The sequence below is a fragment of the Peribacillus sp. S4 genome, from assembly GCF_046715815.1.
GTDB classification, from domain to species: Bacteria; Bacillota; Bacilli; order Bacillales; family DSM-1321; genus Peribacillus; species Peribacillus frigoritolerans.
On record NZ_CP175708.1, the window covers coordinates 1,132,765 to 1,151,035 of the forward strand.

Annotated in this window: 15 protein-coding genes; 9 read left to right on the forward strand and 6 right to left on the reverse strand. The window is 41.3% G+C overall.

Going from position 1 to position 18,271, the window contains the following annotated elements:
* Nucleotides 1-56 precede the first annotated feature (56 nt).
* Nucleotides 57-1,100, forward strand: coding sequence for a sporulation integral membrane protein YtvI (ytvI, locus tag ACJ9PY_RS05415; RefSeq protein ID WP_411739615.1), 1,044 nt, complete (start codon nt 57-59; stop codon nt 1,098-1,100).
* A 345-nt stretch (nt 1,101-1,445) separates the two neighbouring features.
* Here the strand turns inward: ytvI and ACJ9PY_RS05420 are convergent, their stop codons facing one another.
* A complete protein-coding gene (locus ACJ9PY_RS05420) occupies nt 1,446-2,798 on the reverse strand; it encodes a hemolysin family protein (RefSeq protein WP_063577158.1) in 1,353 nt (450 codons plus the stop codon).
* A 607-nt stretch (nt 2,799-3,405) separates the two neighbouring features.
* Between ACJ9PY_RS05420 and ACJ9PY_RS05425 the strand changes: the two genes are divergently transcribed.
* From ACJ9PY_RS05425 to ACJ9PY_RS05440, 4 genes are all read left to right on the forward strand, one after another.
* The gene (locus tag ACJ9PY_RS05425; RefSeq protein ID WP_222620123.1) at nt 3,406-3,978 is read left to right on the forward strand and encodes a YitT family protein; all 573 of its coding nucleotides are present in this window, start codon (nt 3,406-3,408) and stop codon (nt 3,976-3,978) included.
* Nucleotides 3,979-4,072: 94 nt separating this feature from the next.
* Nucleotides 4,073-4,786: a FixH family protein gene (locus ACJ9PY_RS05430; RefSeq protein ID WP_145504894.1), complete on the forward strand. Its 714-nt coding sequence runs from the start codon at nt 4,073-4,075 to the stop codon at nt 4,784-4,786.
* 91 nt (nt 4,787-4,877) lie between these two features.
* Entirely contained in the window at nt 4,878-5,042 is a 165-nt protein-coding gene (locus ACJ9PY_RS05435; RefSeq protein ID WP_153246081.1) for a hypothetical protein, read from the forward strand.
* 162 nt (nt 5,043-5,204) lie between these two features.
* Nucleotides 5,205-5,834, forward strand: a complete 630-nt coding sequence (locus ACJ9PY_RS05440) for a DedA family protein (protein WP_063577829.1) — start codon at nt 5,205-5,207, stop codon at nt 5,832-5,834.
* Nucleotides 5,835-5,892: 58 nt separating this feature from the next.
* Here ACJ9PY_RS05440 and ACJ9PY_RS05445 read toward each other — a convergent pair whose 3' ends face one another.
* From ACJ9PY_RS05445 to ACJ9PY_RS05460, 4 genes are all read right to left on the reverse strand, one after another.
* On the reverse strand, nt 5,893-7,218 hold the full coding sequence (locus tag ACJ9PY_RS05445) for a hemolysin family protein (protein ID WP_411739616.1): 1,326 nt from the start codon (nt 7,216-7,218) through the stop codon (nt 5,893-5,895).
* Nucleotides 7,219-7,492: 274 nt separating this feature from the next.
* Complete coding sequence (locus tag ACJ9PY_RS05450) at nt 7,493-8,602, reverse strand: sensor histidine kinase (RefSeq protein ID WP_057275745.1); 1,110 nt, start codon at nt 8,600-8,602, stop codon at nt 7,493-7,495.
* Nucleotides 8,603-8,838: 236 nt separating this feature from the next.
* Nucleotides 8,839-9,726, reverse strand: coding sequence for a cation diffusion facilitator family transporter (locus ACJ9PY_RS05455; RefSeq protein WP_095678222.1), 888 nt, complete (start codon nt 9,724-9,726; stop codon nt 8,839-8,841).
* A gap of 486 nt (nt 9,727-10,212) precedes the next feature.
* The gene (locus tag ACJ9PY_RS05460; protein WP_411739617.1) at nt 10,213-10,737 is read right to left on the reverse strand and encodes a universal stress protein; all 525 of its coding nucleotides are present in this window, start codon (nt 10,735-10,737) and stop codon (nt 10,213-10,215) included.
* Between the two features lie 320 nt (nt 10,738-11,057).
* On the opposite strand from ACJ9PY_RS05460, the gene ACJ9PY_RS05465 reads away from it, so the two are divergent.
* A complete protein-coding gene (locus ACJ9PY_RS05465) occupies nt 11,058-13,055 on the forward strand; it encodes a transglycosylase domain-containing protein (protein WP_411739618.1) in 1,998 nt (665 codons plus the stop codon).
* A 193-nt stretch (nt 13,056-13,248) separates the two neighbouring features.
* Here ACJ9PY_RS05465 and ACJ9PY_RS05470 read toward each other — a convergent pair whose 3' ends face one another.
* Nucleotides 13,249-13,557, reverse strand: coding sequence for a hypothetical protein (locus ACJ9PY_RS05470; protein WP_034314818.1), 309 nt, complete (start codon nt 13,555-13,557; stop codon nt 13,249-13,251).
* A 195-nt stretch (nt 13,558-13,752) separates the two neighbouring features.
* Here ACJ9PY_RS05470 and iadA point away from each other — a divergent pair, with 195 nt between their 5' ends.
* The 3 genes from iadA (at nt 13,753) to ACJ9PY_RS05485 (ending at nt 18,261) form a co-directional block, all read left to right on the forward strand.
* Nucleotides 13,753-14,928, forward strand: coding sequence for a beta-aspartyl-peptidase (iadA, locus tag ACJ9PY_RS05475; RefSeq protein WP_098865913.1), 1,176 nt, complete (start codon nt 13,753-13,755; stop codon nt 14,926-14,928).
* 1,237 nt (nt 14,929-16,165) lie between these two features.
* Nucleotides 16,166-17,278, forward strand: a complete 1,113-nt coding sequence (gene pdhA, locus ACJ9PY_RS05480) for a pyruvate dehydrogenase (acetyl-transferring) E1 component subunit alpha (protein WP_231892220.1) — start codon at nt 16,166-16,168, stop codon at nt 17,276-17,278.
* A complete protein-coding gene (locus ACJ9PY_RS05485) occupies nt 17,278-18,261 on the forward strand; it encodes an alpha-ketoacid dehydrogenase subunit beta (protein ID WP_057275753.1) in 984 nt (327 codons plus the stop codon). The genes pdhA and ACJ9PY_RS05485 overlap by 1 nt, the downstream gene beginning before the upstream one ends.
* The last annotated feature ends 10 nt before the right edge of the window (nt 18,262-18,271 follow it).

The following is an 18,271-nucleotide window of genomic DNA, read 5'->3' on the forward strand; positions in this document are numbered from 1 at the left end:
GTGTCCCCGTTTCATAAATATAAGGAGAACAGGAAGGTGCAAGGAGGGTTTGTTCAGTGAATGTCGCCGTCTTTTTTCGCTGGTTTTGGAGGGGAATACTCCTTCTAGTCATATTAATCGTCATTCCGTATTCATGGGCGTTGATTTTAGCGCTGCTCACCGCCGTTCTTTTGGATGGATTGGTCCGCATGATTGGTGAAACGGCAAAGCTGCATCGTTTTTGGGCAGTGTTAATTTCATTTGTTTTATATGTAGGCGGGCTTATGAGCATCACTTATTATTCTTTTTCGGTATTAATCAAGAAGGTCATTGTCTATTCGGAAGAATTTCCCGGTTTCATACGTGAAGTGTATTTGACGGCTATATTGCCAGTCATTAGGCAATGGGAACGGTATTCGCAAACTTTGCCGACAAACCTCATTCAATCGGTAGAACAGACGATGGAAAAGGGAGTCATGGCTCTGGAGGGGTTCACAGAGGGCTTTGTTCAGGATATGGTCCAGTTCGTGACACTCATTCCTGGACTTTTCATTGACTTTTTAATTTACTTAATCGCTTTATTCTTATTCAGTCTTGAATTGCCTAAATTAAGAAAAAAGGCAGTCCTTTATTTAAAGACATCCACCTATCAAAAAATTTCGCTAGTTTATCAAGATTTAAGTATGGCAGCCGTAGGCTTCATAAAGGCACAAATCCTGTTGAGTTTAATAACGTTCATCATGGCTTATGGAGGACTATGGTTGTTAAATGTGAAGTATATGATTCCATTGGCACTGTTAATAGTGGTGGTGGACATTCTTCCTATCTTGGGGACGGGATCTGTGCTGGTTCCTTGGGCAGCGATTGTTTGGGCTCAAGGAAATCATCATCTTGGTGTTGGCCTCATCATTCTATTCCTGGTCATTACCATCATAAGAAGGACCATCGAACCAAAAATCTATTCAGCAAATATGGGGTTGAGCCCATTGGCATCGTTGGTCAGTCTTTATTTAGGGTTTAAGATGCTTGGTTTCCTTGGGCTTTTCCTTGGACCTTCGATACTGATTGTTTATGATACGCTAAAGAGGGCAGGTGTCATTAAAACCAACTTCAAAATATGAAAGATTATTAGATGTTTTTGGCCTGATTTCTTAAATTTGACATATCTTTTACCGCTTTACCTTGACCGTTGCAATGATTGCAGTCCCGGGAAAAGAATTGAAGATAACGGGTTTTCCCTTTCCCTTTGCAGTGCTGGCAAATGGTTATGAGTTTCATGATTCTTCACTCCTTCAAAAAGTATCGCTTTTTTAACAGTATGAAACAATAAAGGTAGAACTATACTTCATGTAATCATCCAATGTTAAATGAAGCAGGTTTTATATAATATGTATTTATTTTATTTCATGTACCAGTTGAAAAAAAAATAACCCCCGCTCCTATTGTATTAGGAACGGGGGTTATTATCATGAAACGATTTCGGTTTGTGATATGATCGGGAATTCTTTCACTTCGCTTACGACTTTTGCCTGTTTATATATTTCAATATAACGAATATGGTGATCTTCCATTTCCTTTATCCTGAAGTTATAGGGACCATAAGTCAGGATATCACCTTGTTTGGCCTCATAATCCTCTGTAAGGATCCATCCGCCCATCGTATCAATATCTTCATCATTGATATCCAATCCGAGTAAATCATTCACTTCACTTACTAATACCTTGGCATCGATGATGTAGTGATCTTCTTTTAATTTGCGGACATCGGGAACTTCATCCAGGTCGAATTCATCGCGGATATCGCCAACGATTTCTTCAAGGATATCTTCAACGGTAACCAAACCTGAGGTACCGCCGTATTCATCCATGAGGATGGCCATGTGGATCCGTTCCTTTTGCATTTTTAAAAGTAAATCGTGAATCGGGATACTGTCAATGACACGGATGATCGGACGAACATATCGGTCGATCGTTGACGCTGCCTGATTGTTTCTGTCTATCATTTCAGTGAATAGCTCTTTGATATTGACCATTCCGATAACATGATCCTTATCACCATCAATGACAGGATATCGCGTAAAATTCTCTTCCGCCATTACGGTGAAAAACTGCTGGATCGTATCATCTTTGGATACCGTTGCAATTTCTGTACGTGGAACCATGATTTCTTTTGCGATCCGATCATCGAATTCAAAAATCTTATTCACATATTTAAACTCTGATTGGTTAATTTCGCCACTTTTGTAGCTTTCGGAAACAATGATTCGAAGCTCTTCTTCTGTATGAGCCAAATCATGTTCGGAAACCGCTTTTAATCCTAGCATTCTTGTAAGCGTCCTTGCAGAGCCATTCAGTACCCAGATGAATGGATACATGACTTTGTTAAAGGCAATTAAAGGTTTCGAAACCAATAATGTTACTTGCTCCGCTTTTTGAATCGCCAATGTTTTCGGTGCCAATTCTCCAACAACGACATGTATGAACGTAATGAAAGAAAAGGCAATTGCAACCGAGAGTGCATGTGAAGCTGAATTTGGAAGATTCAATTGATTAAAGAGTGGGTGCAAAATTTTTTCAACTGTCGGTTCCCCAAGGAATCCAAGCCCTAGGGCTGTAACGGTAATTCCGAGCTGACAAGTTGAGAGGTATTCATCCAGGTTGGAGATGACCTTCTTTGCTGAAATGGCATTCCTCGTTCCTTCTTCAATTAATTGATCGACCCTCGTGCTTCTCACTTTAACAATCGCAAACTCCGTAGCTACAAAAAATGCTGTTAAAGCAATTAAAATGGCAATAAGAACCAAGTTTATTATGTCCAAATAGTCTCCCTTAACTCGCCTTCGAGACGAATAAGGAGTACACCTCCTACATTTTTAAAATATACAAGTATATTTTTTTTGCCGTGCTGAGTATTTTCGGGATTGCTTCTGTGGCCATAGATGTGCAGCCGCTTGAACTCCCATTTCTTTTAGTGATGAAGAGAATAATAGTATATGCCGATTAGCGATGCGTAGACGGGAAATAGAAGAATTTCTGTCTGAAGGAGTGCAGCCATTTTCCAAAAGGATACATATCCGTTACGCAAAGCAGCGCCTGTCCGTCACAACGAACATTCTTTAATGCCCCATCAAATCACCTCAATCTAATTAATTTAAATACTTTCATTATAGAAAGAGTTAATCATTCAGTCAAACAGCTTACGGCACCTTAAATCCGGTAAATTGCTTGTAAAGGATCAGTTTGAGCTAATAAATAGCTGTTTTTGACTGTTTTCTCTACTTTATTGTAACATATTATAGAATATTCAGAAAAATGAGGGCCGTTTCATAAAAAATTGCTCAGTTTCATTATTTTTTTGATGGTACAAACATATTCTATAGAAACCAAGACAAGTTTTAAATGCAAGAATTAAAGGGGGTGGCGGCCATGAAAATCATGGAACGGATGGCAGCGATCATTGCCGGCAGCATGCTTGTAGGTGTGGGAATCAATTTTTTTCTGATACCTTATCATTTATTGGATGGCGGCATGATAGGGATTGGGCTGATTTTTCATTACTATATAGGACTTCCGACAGGACTGGGTGTGATTTTGAGCAGCATTCCATTATATATATATGCTTGGTACTTTGAAAAAAAATTATTCCTGAACAGCTTGCATGGCTTGCTTTTTTCCTCTTTATGCATCGATATTTTTTCCGACGCTGTCACAGGATGGAACCTCCCCATTTATGTAAGTGCGATAATCGGGGGAGGGTTGATTGGACTTGGAATCGGTTTAATGCTTCGGTATGGGACCTCTACAGGCGGAACAGATATGTTGGCACAGATCCTTTCCAGGAAAAGTGGACTCAATGTAGGTCTGCTGATTTTTTTCATTGATGGGTGTGTACTGCTTTGCGGATTGAGCGTTGTGGGGACTTCAATCTTTTTATATTCATTTTTAACGATCATCGCGGTAGGCATGCTGACTTCAGTCACCGTAATGCGAACCATTTGATGTGAAATTATGTATAAAAATCTGAAAAAAGGAAAGGATGGGCAATATGAAGAGGACAGAGTTTTAGTCTAATAAATAGTAAAGGGAAGTTCATATGAAAAAAATTTATATGTGTACTGCGTTGTTAGTTATGCTGGCAGGGTGTCAAGAGTCTGAAATGCCAGAGGATAAGGAAGTGAACAGTGCTGTTCCAGTATCGATGGATGCATCAATTGTCATTAAAGGGAAAGTGGAGCCTGGAAAAGAAGTCATTCTTGAAACGGCAGTGAAACAGGGAAGCCAATTGGTGAATGAAGCTGATGAGGTGCTGTTTGAAGTGAGAAAGTCCGGACAGGATAAACGGGAAATGCTTGAAGCAAAGAATACTGGAAGTGGCATGTATCAAGTGATGCATACTTTTGAGGAACAAGGCAAATATATTGTAGTGTCCCATGTAACGGCTAAAGGCCTTCATGTAATGCCTGAAAAGGAAGTTGTCGTTCCAGGACATGAAAGTGAAGATGCATCGGTTCACCCTAGTACGGATGTATCTATCGGGTTTCATAGTAACCCTGTAAAGGCAGGAAACAGTTCGAACTTTGAAGCGACGGTTGAATTGAATGGGAAGCCGCTGACAAATGCAGATGTGAATTTCGAGGTGTGGAAGGAAGGCAGCGAAGAGAGTCATTTCACCAAGGCTGAAGAAGATGGGAATGGAACATATCTAAATAAGGTATCTTTCGAAGAAGCTGGAACCTATAAGGTCCAGGTCCATGTTGAAAAAGACGAAGTGCATGAACACCAACTGCAAACTATTCATGTCAATTGATTGTTTTTTGGATCGAATCGTTTAAACAGGTTTTATTACTTCGTTAAATGGGAAGTTAAAGGATAACGGTACAGCAGAAAGGAGGGTAAGCATGAATAATCAAATAATCAACAAGTATAAAGATCTCGGGATTCATATTGAAAAAACGAAATCACGGCAGGAGATTTTCACTAATGTTTCACAAAATGATTCATCCTTACTCACTGCCGCTGTTTTTTCTCAAATTTCCCAAAAAGGGGAGCTAAAAGAATATTGATGTAAAGAGACCGGAGTACATAGCAGCTGGTCTTTTTTTGTGCAATCCTGAATGTGGTGCATTGTGAAACTGGATATGAAAAATCGAATAGAACGTTATGAGCTGAATAGGATAGAAGGACAAACAATTTGAAATTAGCGGTAAGGGGAGTCCAATAGCATGATATCACAGCTTATTATGACGATATTGAATTGGTTTGCGGAAATGGGCTATATGGGGATTTTATTGGGGCTGATGGTTGAAATCATACCGAGTGAGCTTGTTCTTGGATACGGTGGTTATGTGGTAGGCCTGGGGAAAATGAATTTTTGGGGAGCTGTTCTTGCCGGTGTGGCAGGCGGGACGATGGCACAATTATTTCTCTATTGGGCGGGGTATTATGGAGGAAGGCCCTTTCTCTTGAAATATGGAAAATATATTCTAATTAAAGAAAATCATATTGTACATGCTGAAGAGTGGTTTAAGCGGTATGGCGTGGGCGTGGTTTTTACGGCTCGATTCATTCCGGTTGTTCGCCATGCCATTTCCATCCCTGCCGGAATTGCGAGGATGTCAGTATGGAAGTTTATATTTTATACGGTTGCGGCTGTCATACCTTGGACCATATTGTTCCTGACCTTAGGAAGGATCCTCGGCGAGAATTGGCAGCAAATCCGGGAAATAACTGAACCTTATCTAATACCGGCTGCTGGTTTTTCCTTTATCCTCATCATGATGTATATCTTATGGAAAAAAAAGAGCACACCTCCAATCGTAACGGTCAAAAAAATGGGACGGTTTCCCGATAAATGAACAAATCGTTAAAAAACAGCCACGTAAAATAACCTTTTACGTGGCTGTTTTTGATCCATTAACCTTGGGTACCTTCAAGAGGAAGATGTATGACCTTTTTTGTGACCTCGATGGAACGGATGGCGTGATCTTCCATTTCAATCACTTTAAAGCAGAATCCGTCTTTTTCCATGATGTCCCCTACCTTCACATCATAGTTTTCAGTAAGGACCCATCCGCCTATAGTATCGACATCATCTTCTTCCAAGTGAATGCCAAGAAGATCATTCACTTCCTTTACAAGAAGTTTAGAGTCCAAAATATAATGTCCTTCTTTAATTTTCCTGATTGAGGCAACTTCATCGATATCGAATTCATCACGAATTTCCCCAACGATTTCCTCGAGGATATCCTCGACTGTGACAAGTCCGGAAGTTCCGCCGTATTCATCCATCAAAATAGCCATATGAATGCGTTCTTTTTGCATTTTTAACAGCAAATCGTGAATTGGTATATTTTCCATTACCCGAATGATCGGACGAGCGTAATTTTCAATCGCTTTGATATGGATTTCCCGGTTCTTGATAAGATCCGAGAAAACTTCCTTTAAGTTCACTAGGCCGATGACATGGTCTTTATCACCTTCGACAACAGGATATCTAGTATATTTTTCCAATTTGGCCACATCGACGAATTCCTGTACCGTTTCATCCTTGGATATGGTCATGATTTCTGTCCGTGGAACCATGATTTCCTTGGCAACTCGATCATCGAATTCAAAGATGTTATTTACATATTTAAATTCCGACTGGTTAATCTCCCCGCTTTTATAGCTATCTGACAGGATGAAACGCAATTCTTCTTCCGTATGGGCTATTTCGCTTTCGGATGCTGGCTTAAAGCCAAATAATCCGACAACGAATCGGGAAGAATGGTTCAAGGCCCAGATGAAGGGAAAGGCTATCTTATGGAAAAAAATCAGCGGGCCGGCAATTGCCAAGGTCACTTGCTCAGCCTTTTGGATGGCAACAGTCTTTGGAGCCAATTCACCTACAACCACATTCAGGAACGTAATCAGGGAAAATGAAATGACAAATGTCAGAATGCTTGTAACTTCCTGTGGGATATTCAAGGCATTGAATAAGGGCCCAACCAATTTGAGGACGGTCGGTTGTCCTAGCCACCCCAGTCCAAGGGCAGTAACGGTAATTCCTAGCTGTGTAGCGGATAGGTATTCATCAAGATCGGATGTAACCTTTTTTACCGCAATGGCTTTTTTGTTTCCTTCTTCAATCAGTTGATCGATCCTGGAGCTGCGAACCCTTATGATCGAAAATTCCGAAGCTACAAAAAAGGCTGTTAAAGCAATTAAAATAATGACAAATAAAAAACTTAATATGTCCAATTAGTGTGGGACTTTATTGAATCGCCAGATGTGCCGAACGATTTAATTATCCCAGTCACCTCCCAAAACCAATAATGAATGAAATGATATTAGTATATAAAATGTTAGATGGAAAAATAATTCGCTATCTTGTATGAAATCTGGTTTTTATTTTCAATCTATAGGATCATTCACCTCGATCAGAAGTGGAACCTTCCTATTAGTATAAGTAACTGGACGTCAATCAGTCAAAAATTTCACACTAAAACCCTAAGGAAAAAAGGATATTTATCCATTATTTAGTTTTTAATTGTATGGAAAAGGTCGTTAGGAAATCGGTAGAGTGACAGGATAATGTTCCTTGATGCTTTAAAACGATTTCTTTACAGACGAATAATCCCAATCCCGTTCCTCTTTTTTTTGTGGTGATGAATGGCTCAAAAATATTCGGCAGGACGTCGTCAGGTATCTTCGGCCCATTATTCGATATATTTAAAGTAAGAATGCCGGGTGGCGATTCAGAGCCTGAAATGTAAATGGATGGGGAAGGCATCCCTGCAACCACATCAAGAGCATTTAATATAATATTTAGTAAAACTTGACGGAATTCTTCTTTAGAACCCGAAATTACGGCATCCTCGGCAATATTGCATGTAATGGAAGCATTAACTTCCAAAATGCTGGGATATAAAAATTCGATCACCTCATTCACAAGCTGAGCAATGGAAAAAAGATCAGGTTGTGTTGTTGAAGTCTCCTTTTTGGAAATATTAAGAAATTGCGTGATCCGGTAATTGAGCTGATCCAATTCCTTTGAAATGATATCAAGGTACTTTATCTCAGGTTGTTCTGCCTGTAATAATTGTATGAATCCCATGATGGAAGTCAGTGGATTTCTGAATTCATGGACAAAGCTTGAGGTCATTTGGCCAAGGAGCGTCAAACGGTCTTTATGGTTTGGGCTTATGAATTGATAGCGTTCTTCAAGTTCCATCGTTTTCAATTCGGTATAATGGGATAATGCAAAATGAATGAGTTTATCGAAGTAAACGTTTACCCGTTTTATTAGAGCCGATATTTCTTCTTTGTGTGCTCCGGAATTCAAAATGTGCTCTATGATGACGGATCTCCCGATGGTTGCAGTGGAAAAGAAATTTTCCATATCCAATTGCTTAGTAACGCGATCAGCCGCAATTTTTTCCCCTACGACCTTCAGTACATCGTCTATGTCAGTATCCGATTTTCCAACCTGCTCCATTAGCAAATTAAAAATATTTTCGACTTCTCCTTTGAAATACCCCAGATATCCGTCCGGTAAATGCAGCAACTCATCTTTCCATTTGGAAATGATACTGTTTTTTTGAGAAGATAAAAAGTGAATGGTCATTTCTCGATTAGATACCATTTTGCCCTCCATACTGTAGGAAAATGAATTTACTTTTGACCCAGAAAGTGCTTTATTTGAATAAAATTACAAAATATCAAAATAATTACAACTTGTTTTCATGATAACAGATTACTGTTCCTTTAACATGTGTCAATTGGATAAATATTCGGCAATCAATCAATAAATACCTTTTTTTGACACAGTTTTATTACAGTAATTACAGGAATAAATAACAAAAAAAGGTATCCGTAAAGTTAATGACGGTTACCTTTTTTATGAAATGCATATGGTTCGATGTGTACGATAACATGCTGGATATTATATTCCTTCAAAAGATTTTCTTCGATTCTAACTGTAATATCATGACCTTGAATGACGGTCAAAAGAGGGTTGACATGAACGGTAGTTTCGAGCAGGATTTCACTTCCGTGCATCCGTGCTTTAATTTCACTCATGTCTTTAACACCCTCTGTCAATATAATCGTTTGTCCGATCTTTTGCAGGAGCTGCTCGTCGAAACCATCGGTTAAAGAGATGGACGCATCACGAAAGATATCCCAGGCCGTTTTGCATATGATGACCCCAACGACTGCTGCAGCTATCGCATCCAGCCAAGGGATTCCCAACTTAGTACCGATGATTCCAATGAAAGCACCAACACTGACAAGGGCATCGGAACGATTATCCTGGGCAACGGCATAGATGGAAGAGCTGTTGATTTTTTTACTTAATGTAAGGTTATAACGGTAGATTCCGTACATGAAGATGGCAGAGAATAGAGCGACATAACCGGTCAGCATACTGGGTACGGTTGTTGAATCTTGGTGAAAGAAGGATTCAATGGCACTGTATACAACCTGAAGGCCCACAGTGATCATGATGAAGGCAGCTACCAATGACGCTACGGTTTCCGCCCGTAAATGACCATATGAATGATTATCATCAGGAGGTCTCTTTGAAATTTTCAAACCAATCAAAACGGCTATGGAAGCGATGATGTCGGTCGTATTATTTAAACCATCAGCCCAAAGCCCTTTAGAATCACCGAAATAACCAAATGACAATTTAAGAGCAGACAAGAATATGTAAGCGGCAATGCTTATGTAGGCGCCTTTTTCAGCTGATATCGAATGTTTATCCATGTCCATTCCCTCCCCAAATGTAAATTAGGCTTAATGAAATCAAACCTTAGTGAGTCAATAGAAAAATTGTCGTATTCTAACTTGGTTATCGGCAGGTCTATTGAAAGTCTGTAAAGAAGTTGGATAAACGAAATGATATTTACATGAAATGGTAAAAAGGTGAGTTTCGATGACATGTACAGTTTTTCTTTAATTGGCATTTAAAGAAACTAATAGATATTCTAACCGATGATCGAAAATTAAATACTTCCACAAGGGGAGCCTAAAGGCTGGGAGTGAACGGTTCTGGTTCAGCCATTTTGAACCTGATAGTCAGCACTGATGCTGGATGTGATTTTGGGCAGCAATTAGCAACCCGGTGTTTTTCGGCTGCTCCGAATGTAATACTGAAAAAACCCTATTAACAAAAAGGCAGGATTCTATATGAATCCGGCCTTTTTCGGAGAATGTATGACTCGAACCAATAGGGAAAAACCCGCTCATTCTTCATTTTGCAATGAATACCGAACATGGTGCGTTTTTCGCAATGGAACTACTTGTACTGCCAAGGAAGAATTTTTCCAAACCGCTTTTATCGCTATTGCCGACAACGATAAGATCAGCTGAATTTCTCGCTGCAAAGTCACATACGCTTTCTGGCGCATATCCTTCCAATAGTTCGAATTTCCCCGTCACTTGACATTCACTTAACAATCTCAACGTATTACTTTCTGCGTTCTGAATACTATTCTCGAGGGCGGAGGGGGTGTCATTTACCTTTTGATTTCTTGGCTGGTCAACCTCAACAACAGGATGTGTCTGGACTGGATCCACATAAAATCCGGCAGAGGGCACGAACCCCGGCGCGGAGGCGTTACCCATGATACGCTGTTCAACCTTATCATTTAGGACATGAACGACGGTCAACTCAGCTTTTGGAAAGGCCTTTTTCAATGTTGCTCCATATTCGACGGCCCCTTTACTTTCTTCATTTCCATCAAAAGCGACGACAATATGTTTTAAGTCTTTCATTACTATCATCTCTCCCCTGTATAAGACCTTAATAGTGTTATACCCGCTTTTAAATGGCTTCACGCCTTTAATCGGTATATAGATTGCCTTTTACGGGTAAAGGATAGATATGAGCATAGTTAAAATGGTAGGATGAAAATTGGTACTTCAGTTAATTGGCAGGCACAGACGATGAAGGGATATCATCGGTAAGGATGCCGATTCACGTGTAAAGTGCTACAAGAAAAGAGCGCCTTTTATTCAATCGACGAGTTTTCTTTAACAAAAAGGGTAAAATATTTTTAATGAAACATGTCGCAGATGGGAAATTGGGGGTACAAATGAGAGGGTTAGTGAAATTAGGTCTAATTATAATATTGGCGATTGCAGTTGTAGGCGCCGGTTCACTATTGTATTTCAGGCAGGGTGCTGATATAAGTCATCTTGAAAATAGTCTTCAGCAACCGACAGGGATCTATGATCTGGATGGGAATCTAGCCAGTACGATCACGGCAAATAAATCCGAGGGCGTGGCGATAGATGAAATACCGGAACATATGAAACAAGCGGTGGTTTCCATTGAGGATCACCGTTTTTATGAACATCACGGCATAGATTATCAAGGGATCATGCGGGCTTTGGTTAAAAATGCGAAGGCTGGAAGTGTTGTTGAAGGCGGGAGCACGCTCACCCAGCAGCTTGTGAAAATCACGATGCTGGAATCGGAACGAACATTGAAGAGGAAGATAGAAGAGTTTTTTCTAGCCCAGGAAGTTGAAAATCAATATACAAAAGATGAAATCCTGGAAATGTACCTGAATCAAGTTTATTTTGGCCATGGGGCATGGGGGATCAAAAAGGCTGCAAATATTTATTTTTCCAAAGAGGTCTCTGAATTGACCGTTGCCGAGGCAGCTTTGCTGGCGGGAGTCATTAACTTGCCATCCAAACTTGATCCATACAAGAATTTGGACGGTGCAGTGAAGCGGCGTGATTTGGTTCTTTCGCGAATGGCGGAACATGGTTATTTGACGAAAGATGAAGAAGCGGCCGCAAAAAAAGATTCGGTGACACTTCTTATGGGGGAGAAGGAAACCGATCCATTAAGAGGTAAGTATCCTTATTATGTCGATCATGTTTTATCGGAAGCATCGAGTAAATATGGAATTAAGCTTGAGGAGCTGCTTTCAAAGGGGTATAAAATTTACACGACCCTGGACCAGTCCATGCAGCAGGCTACAGAAAGCGTGTATGAGAATTCAGCCAATTTTCCGGTTGGAACGAGTACAGAGGAACTGGTTCAAAGCGGGTCTGTCCTTCTTGATCCTGAAACAGGCGGCATAAAAGCACTTGTCGGCGGGAGGGGTGAACACCAATTCATGGGATATAACCGGGCAACCCAACTGACAAGGTCTCCTGGTTCATCCATTAAACCGCTTGTCGTTTACACGCCGGCTGTTGAAGAGGGATATGATATCACTGACCCTTTAAAGGATGAAAAAATGAGCTTCGGTGAATATGAGCCAACAAACCTGAGTGGTCAATATAAAGGAGAAGTCCCCATGTATGAAGCGGTGATGAATTCCTTGAATGTACCGACGGTTTGGCTATTGAATGAGATTGGCATCGATAGGGGGCTTGATTCACTTAAGCGGTTTGGGATTCCATATGACAAGGATGATCGAAACCTGTCTATCGCTTTAGGAGGGATGAAAAAAGGTGTGTCCCCGCTGCAGATGGCAGGAGCCTTTTCTGCTTTCGCCAACGAAGGGGAACGGATGGAAACCCACGCCATTGTAAGGATAGAAAATGCCGATGGAAAAGAGGTTGCCGCCTGGAAAGAGAAAAGCACCAAAGTGACCTCTGTAGCCGCCGTCGACAAAATGAATGCCATGCTGCTTGGAACAGTGGAATATGGCACAGCGAAAAACGCGGCTGTTTCCGGTTATGAAATAGCAGGTAAAACAGGATCTACACAAGTTCCCATCGAAGGAGTATCGGGGGTTAAAGATCAATGGTTCATCGGTTATTCACCTTCGCTGGTCGGTGCTGTTTGGGCGGGATATGATAAGACGGACGCAAAACATTATCTAACGACACACAGCAGTCAGGGAAGTGCACTCATCTTTCAAAAAATAATGTCGAAAGCCTTACAGAATCAAGCTGCTCAATCTTTTAAAGCTCAAGATATCGGTCCGCTTATAGCAGAACAACAGGCACTTATAGCTGAGCAACAGGAGAAGGAAGAAGAGGAGAAGAGGAGACAATATTGGATTGACAAAGGAAATGAAATACGGGAAGGCTTGAATAAATGGAGGGACTGGGAGGTTCCGTGGTGATTCCCAGGTCCGGGAGCATGATCAAGCCTTTCTCAATCAAATCATCAAAAAAAAAAAGACTGTCAATCATTGACAGTCTTTCATCATTCTTAAAAAATAAGATTTGCTATTATGCCGATTACGACGATTGCGCCTATCACCATTAAAATGGTTCTCATATAAATACACCCTCTTCAAACGTAGTTGGAATCATTTAAATATTTACGGTTTGGTTCGATTGGAAACGAAATGCACTTTCATCATTTTCTTTACAAATAGCCTGTACTTTTTCAAGCATGGCGTGTACATTCTCGCCTTCAAGTATGACTTTCATCGTTGCACACTCTTGAAGAATGAGCACGAAGGATACGAAAGTCGAAAGTTTCTTGGCATCGACCAATTTATGGTTGCAGATAAAATATATATTCCCTTTAAATTCTTTTGTAACTTGATATAGGTTCATGATTTGTCGCATGGATAATCTTTTATTTGTTTGAATGTCAGAAGAAATCACTTTATTCATGTCGTTTACTCCTTTTGTTTTTATACTTTTGGGAAAAGCATAATCAAGATGTCAATTCAGCTACAACGTTTAAAAATGAACAAGTATGTTTGGACTTTTTTTATGTAATTGTTAGCGGGTCATGTTGTATATTTACCCGCGTGAAAGATTTTGAAACCTATTTGAAAATTTCAATTTTTGGAGGGGGAATGAACAATGCTCACGCTTATTAAAAATGGGGAGCTTTATGGACCGGAATATATGGGCCAAAAAGATATCCTCTTGGTTGGAAAGCAAATTGGCTTCATTGAGGACCAGATTGATGTACCTGCCAATTTCGTTGAAATGAAAGTGATTGATGCGAGTGGTCAAATTGTGGCTCCGGGTTTTATAGATGCCCACGTACATATTATCGGCGGAGGCGGGGAGGGGGGTTTTAAAACGAGGACACCTGAAATCCAATTAACAGATGCCACTTTAGCCGGTATAACGACTTTGGTAGGGGTCATCGGCACAGATGGTACGACAAGGACGATGCCTGCACTGCTCGCTAAAGCGAGAGCGCTTGAAGAAGAAGGAATTAGCTGCTTCGTTCAGACTGGTTCGTATCAAGTTCCAGTCAAGACGTTAACCGGCAAGATCGAGGATGATTTGATTCTTGTGGATAAAATTATCGGTGTTGGCGAAATAGCCATTGCCGATCATCGTTCTTCTCAGCCGACTGCAGCCGAACTCGCTAAACTGGCCTCGCAGGCACGTAATGGAGGTCTGTTATCCGGGAAAAGCGGTATCGTCAATATTCATGTCGGCGACAGTCTAGATCATTTGCACGTAATTGAAGAAGTTGTCGAGACAACGGAAATTCCGATCACTCAGTTCTACCCTACACATATAAACCGAAATCCGCATTTATTCAATGCAGGGGTGGAATATGCAAAAAAAGGGGGGTATATAGATTTTACGACAAGTACAATCCAGAAATTCCTTGAAGAAGGCGAGGTCAAAGCAAGTACAGCAATTAAAATGGCACTAGAAGAAGGCGTTGAAATCGGGCAGATCACCATAACTTCAGATGGGCAAGCCAGCCTGCCTGACTTCGATGGAAGCGGTAACCTGCGCGGTTTGAACATTGGTACATGCATGTCGTTATATGATTGTGTTGTCGATGCGGTCCTCGAGGATGGAGTGGCAATTGCCGATGCCCTACGAGTTGTGACGGAAAACCCGGCAAACATTTTAAAGCTTTCTGCAAAGGGAAAGCTTTCGGTAGGTAAGGACGCCGATATCATCCTGATGAATCAACGAACTTTAGAAATAAATAGTGTTATCGCGATGGGGCAGATGATGGTCAAAGATGGCCATGCTGTCGTTAAAGGAACATTTGAAAAATAGACCTTTTCTACCTTTGGGTGCAATTCCCGTTGCGGGTCCTACCCCATCCTGAAATGCAAAAAGGGTAACATTGATCTAATTTCGGATTTCTGAAAGAGGGTATGTGTAATGATTTCAACTTCATGCACTCACTTTCCGCAGGGTCTCCCTTGACGCGCTTTTCCCGCAGGCAGGAGTCTCTTACCTTCCGTTCCAATCACCTTTGTAGATAGAGCCCTTTTGTTTACAAACTAGATAATAATTGTTTGCCGACAGCTTTTTTGTGGGTTTGTAAAATGGGAACGTTGATTTCCACTCCAGGCACTCGCTTTCCGCGGGCGGGCGGAAGCCTCCTCGGCGCGCCTGCGGGGTCTCCCATGCCACGCTTTTCCCGCAGGAGTCTCGCGCCTTTCGTTCCAATCAACTATGTGTTATTGAAAAAAACTGCAGGCTGGTCTATTCCGAACCAAGTTTTAGACTAGTTTATCCTTCATGTTTTTTCTTGAACTCCTTAATGGATGGAAGAAATATGCGACACTCCTGCCGAAAAACTGGCTAGCCGGGACCCCGCAGACGCTTGCGTCGAGGAGGCTTGGCAGACAGTCGGCGGAAAGGGAGCGGATTTCTGAAATCAACTGGAATTTTTAAAGAAAAACTGCAGGTTCGTCTTATTCCGAACCCTATTTAAGACTAGTTTATCTTTCATGTTTTTCCCTGTACTCCTTAATGGATGGAAAAAATATGCGACACTCTTGCCGAAAAACTAGCCGAGACCCCGCAGACGCTTGGCAGGCAGTCGGCTCAAAGGGATGCGGATTTCTGAAATCAACTGTCTGTTGAAAAAACGTAGGCAACTGATTTCTTGGAGTTTTTATACAGGCTAAGACCCATATATTAATATAATGGGTCTTTTTTGTGCTGGATTTTTTTTTGATGAAGGTTCTAAATCTGTCGGGAGCATATCACATTTTGAAGGTAATCATTATGAAATTCCCCATTAAAGGTTCTCATTTTCAAAATGAAGGCGAAGTATCAGAAAACATCTTCTAAATAAAGGTAATATGTAAAAAATTCATTCTATTTAACATATTATTAAAAACATGGATGTATTATCCTTTTATATAAGGAAATGTAGTTTATGAAACAGCATTTAATCACAGACAGAAAGACCAATAAAAACATTTTGGGCTGTTATTTCATGACTGTTCAAAACCTAGGTAAGTTTGCGAAACAAATCTATCTTAAGGGGAGAAATGAAATGGAAAAGACGGGAAACCCAATAATGAAAGCGCATTCAAGCGGAGTTGAGCCGGAAATGTTTCGTGTATTGACTCCTGATGGGGAAATAATTGAAGCGATTGATGGAAAAATCGATAAATCACTTATGTTAAAGATGTATGAGAGCATGCTCCTGCTCAGAACATTTGACCGAAAATCAATAAATCTCCAGCGCCAAGGCAGGATTGGGACTTATGCACCTTTCGAAGGGCAGGAAGCGTCCCAAGCTGGAAGCGCTTTAGCATTGTCGGCAGGGGACTGGATGTTTCCCACATACCGTGATCATGGAGCGGCAATCATTCATGGACAGGAATTATACCGTGTTTTCCTGTACTGGATGGCGCATTTTGATGGTTCGATTTGTCCAGAAGGAAAAAGGATATTGCCTCCAAGTGTTCCAATTGCCACTCAAATGGTTCATGCAGTTGGAACGGCTTGGGCAAGTAAGCTTAAAGGCGAAAAGAATGTTAGCATCGCCTATTTTGGCGATGGTGCGACTTCTGAAGGGGACTTTCATGAAGCACTGAATTTTGCCGGCGTTTATAAAACCCCGACAATCTTTTTCTGCCAAAATAATGGCTACGCAATCAGTGTCCCTTTTGAAAAGCAATCGGCATCAAAAACAATATCCCAGCGTGCTGCTGCTTATGACATCCATGGGGTGCGGGTGGATGGAAATGATATTTTTGCCGTATGGATGACTGTAAAGGAAGCTGTCGAAAGAGCGCTTAAAGGGGAAGGGCCTACATTAATCGAAGCCATTACCTTTCGCTATGGCGCCCATACTACTGCAGACAATCCGAACATATATCGCGATCAGGACGAAATTTCAACGTTCTGGAGGGAAAACCGCGATCCTATTACACGCCTTAGAAAGTATTTGAATAAAGAGGGTCATTGGAATGAAGAGCAGGAAGAATTGGTGTTAAAGCAATTCAACGAACTGATCGATGCTCACCTTAAAAGGGCCGAAGCGTATCCGAAATCCGACCCGCTCGAAATGTTTAACCATGTATATGCTGAGGAGACATGGCATCTTAAGGAACAGAAGCAGGAATTGAACCAAATCTTAAGGAAAGGCGGGAGGAAATGATGGGCAAAAATTTAACGATGCTCCAGGCTATTACGGAAGCGCTGGACCAAATGCTGGATCATGATGATCGCGTGATGATCTTGGGTGAGGACATTGGTGTGAATGGCGGGGTTTTTCGAGCGACGGAAGGACTTTATGAGAAGTATGGAAAAGATCGAGTTGTGGATACGCCATTAGCTGAATCCGGAATCATCGGCTCTGCCATTGGTTTGGCTCTTAACGGAATGCTGCCCATAGTGGAGATCCAGTTTCTCGCCTTTATTTATCCGGGGTTCGAGCAGCTCATTTCCCATGCTGCCCGTATGAGGTATCGTACTCGTGGGCAATTTGGGGTGCCCCTCGTAATCCGTACGCCATATGGTGCCGGAATCAGGGGTCCTGAACTTCATTCCGAAAGTGTCGAAACCTTCTTTGCCCATACTCCGGGTTTAAAGGTGGTTGCACCCAGTAATCCATATGACGCAAAAGGGCTGCTCATTTCAGCGCTCGAAGATCCAGATCCAGTGATTTTTTTGGAACCGACTAAATTGTATCGGGCCTTCAAGGAAGAAGTTCCCGATGAAATGTACCGAATACCAATCGGTCAGGCAAAAGTGGTCCAGGAGGGAAGCGACCTGACCATTTTTGCATGGGGGGCCATGTTAAGGGAGGCATTGAATGCCGCGAAAAAGATTGAAGCAGAAAAAGGCTGGAAGTGTGAAGTGGTCGATCTTAGAACTTTATACCCTTTAGATAGGGATGCGATCGTGCAATCCATTAAAAAGACAGGTCGTGCATTGATCGTCCATGAAGCCCATAAGACGGCCGGATTAGGTGCGGAAATTATCTCCATCATTAATGATGAAGCTCTTATTTACCTGAAAGCGCCGATTAAGCGTGTAACAGGATTTGATGTACCGGTTCCGCCGTTTACAATAGAAGATCATTATTTACCGACTGTTGACCGTGTAAAACAAGGAATTGTCGAAACGTTATCATTTTAATTGATTTAGG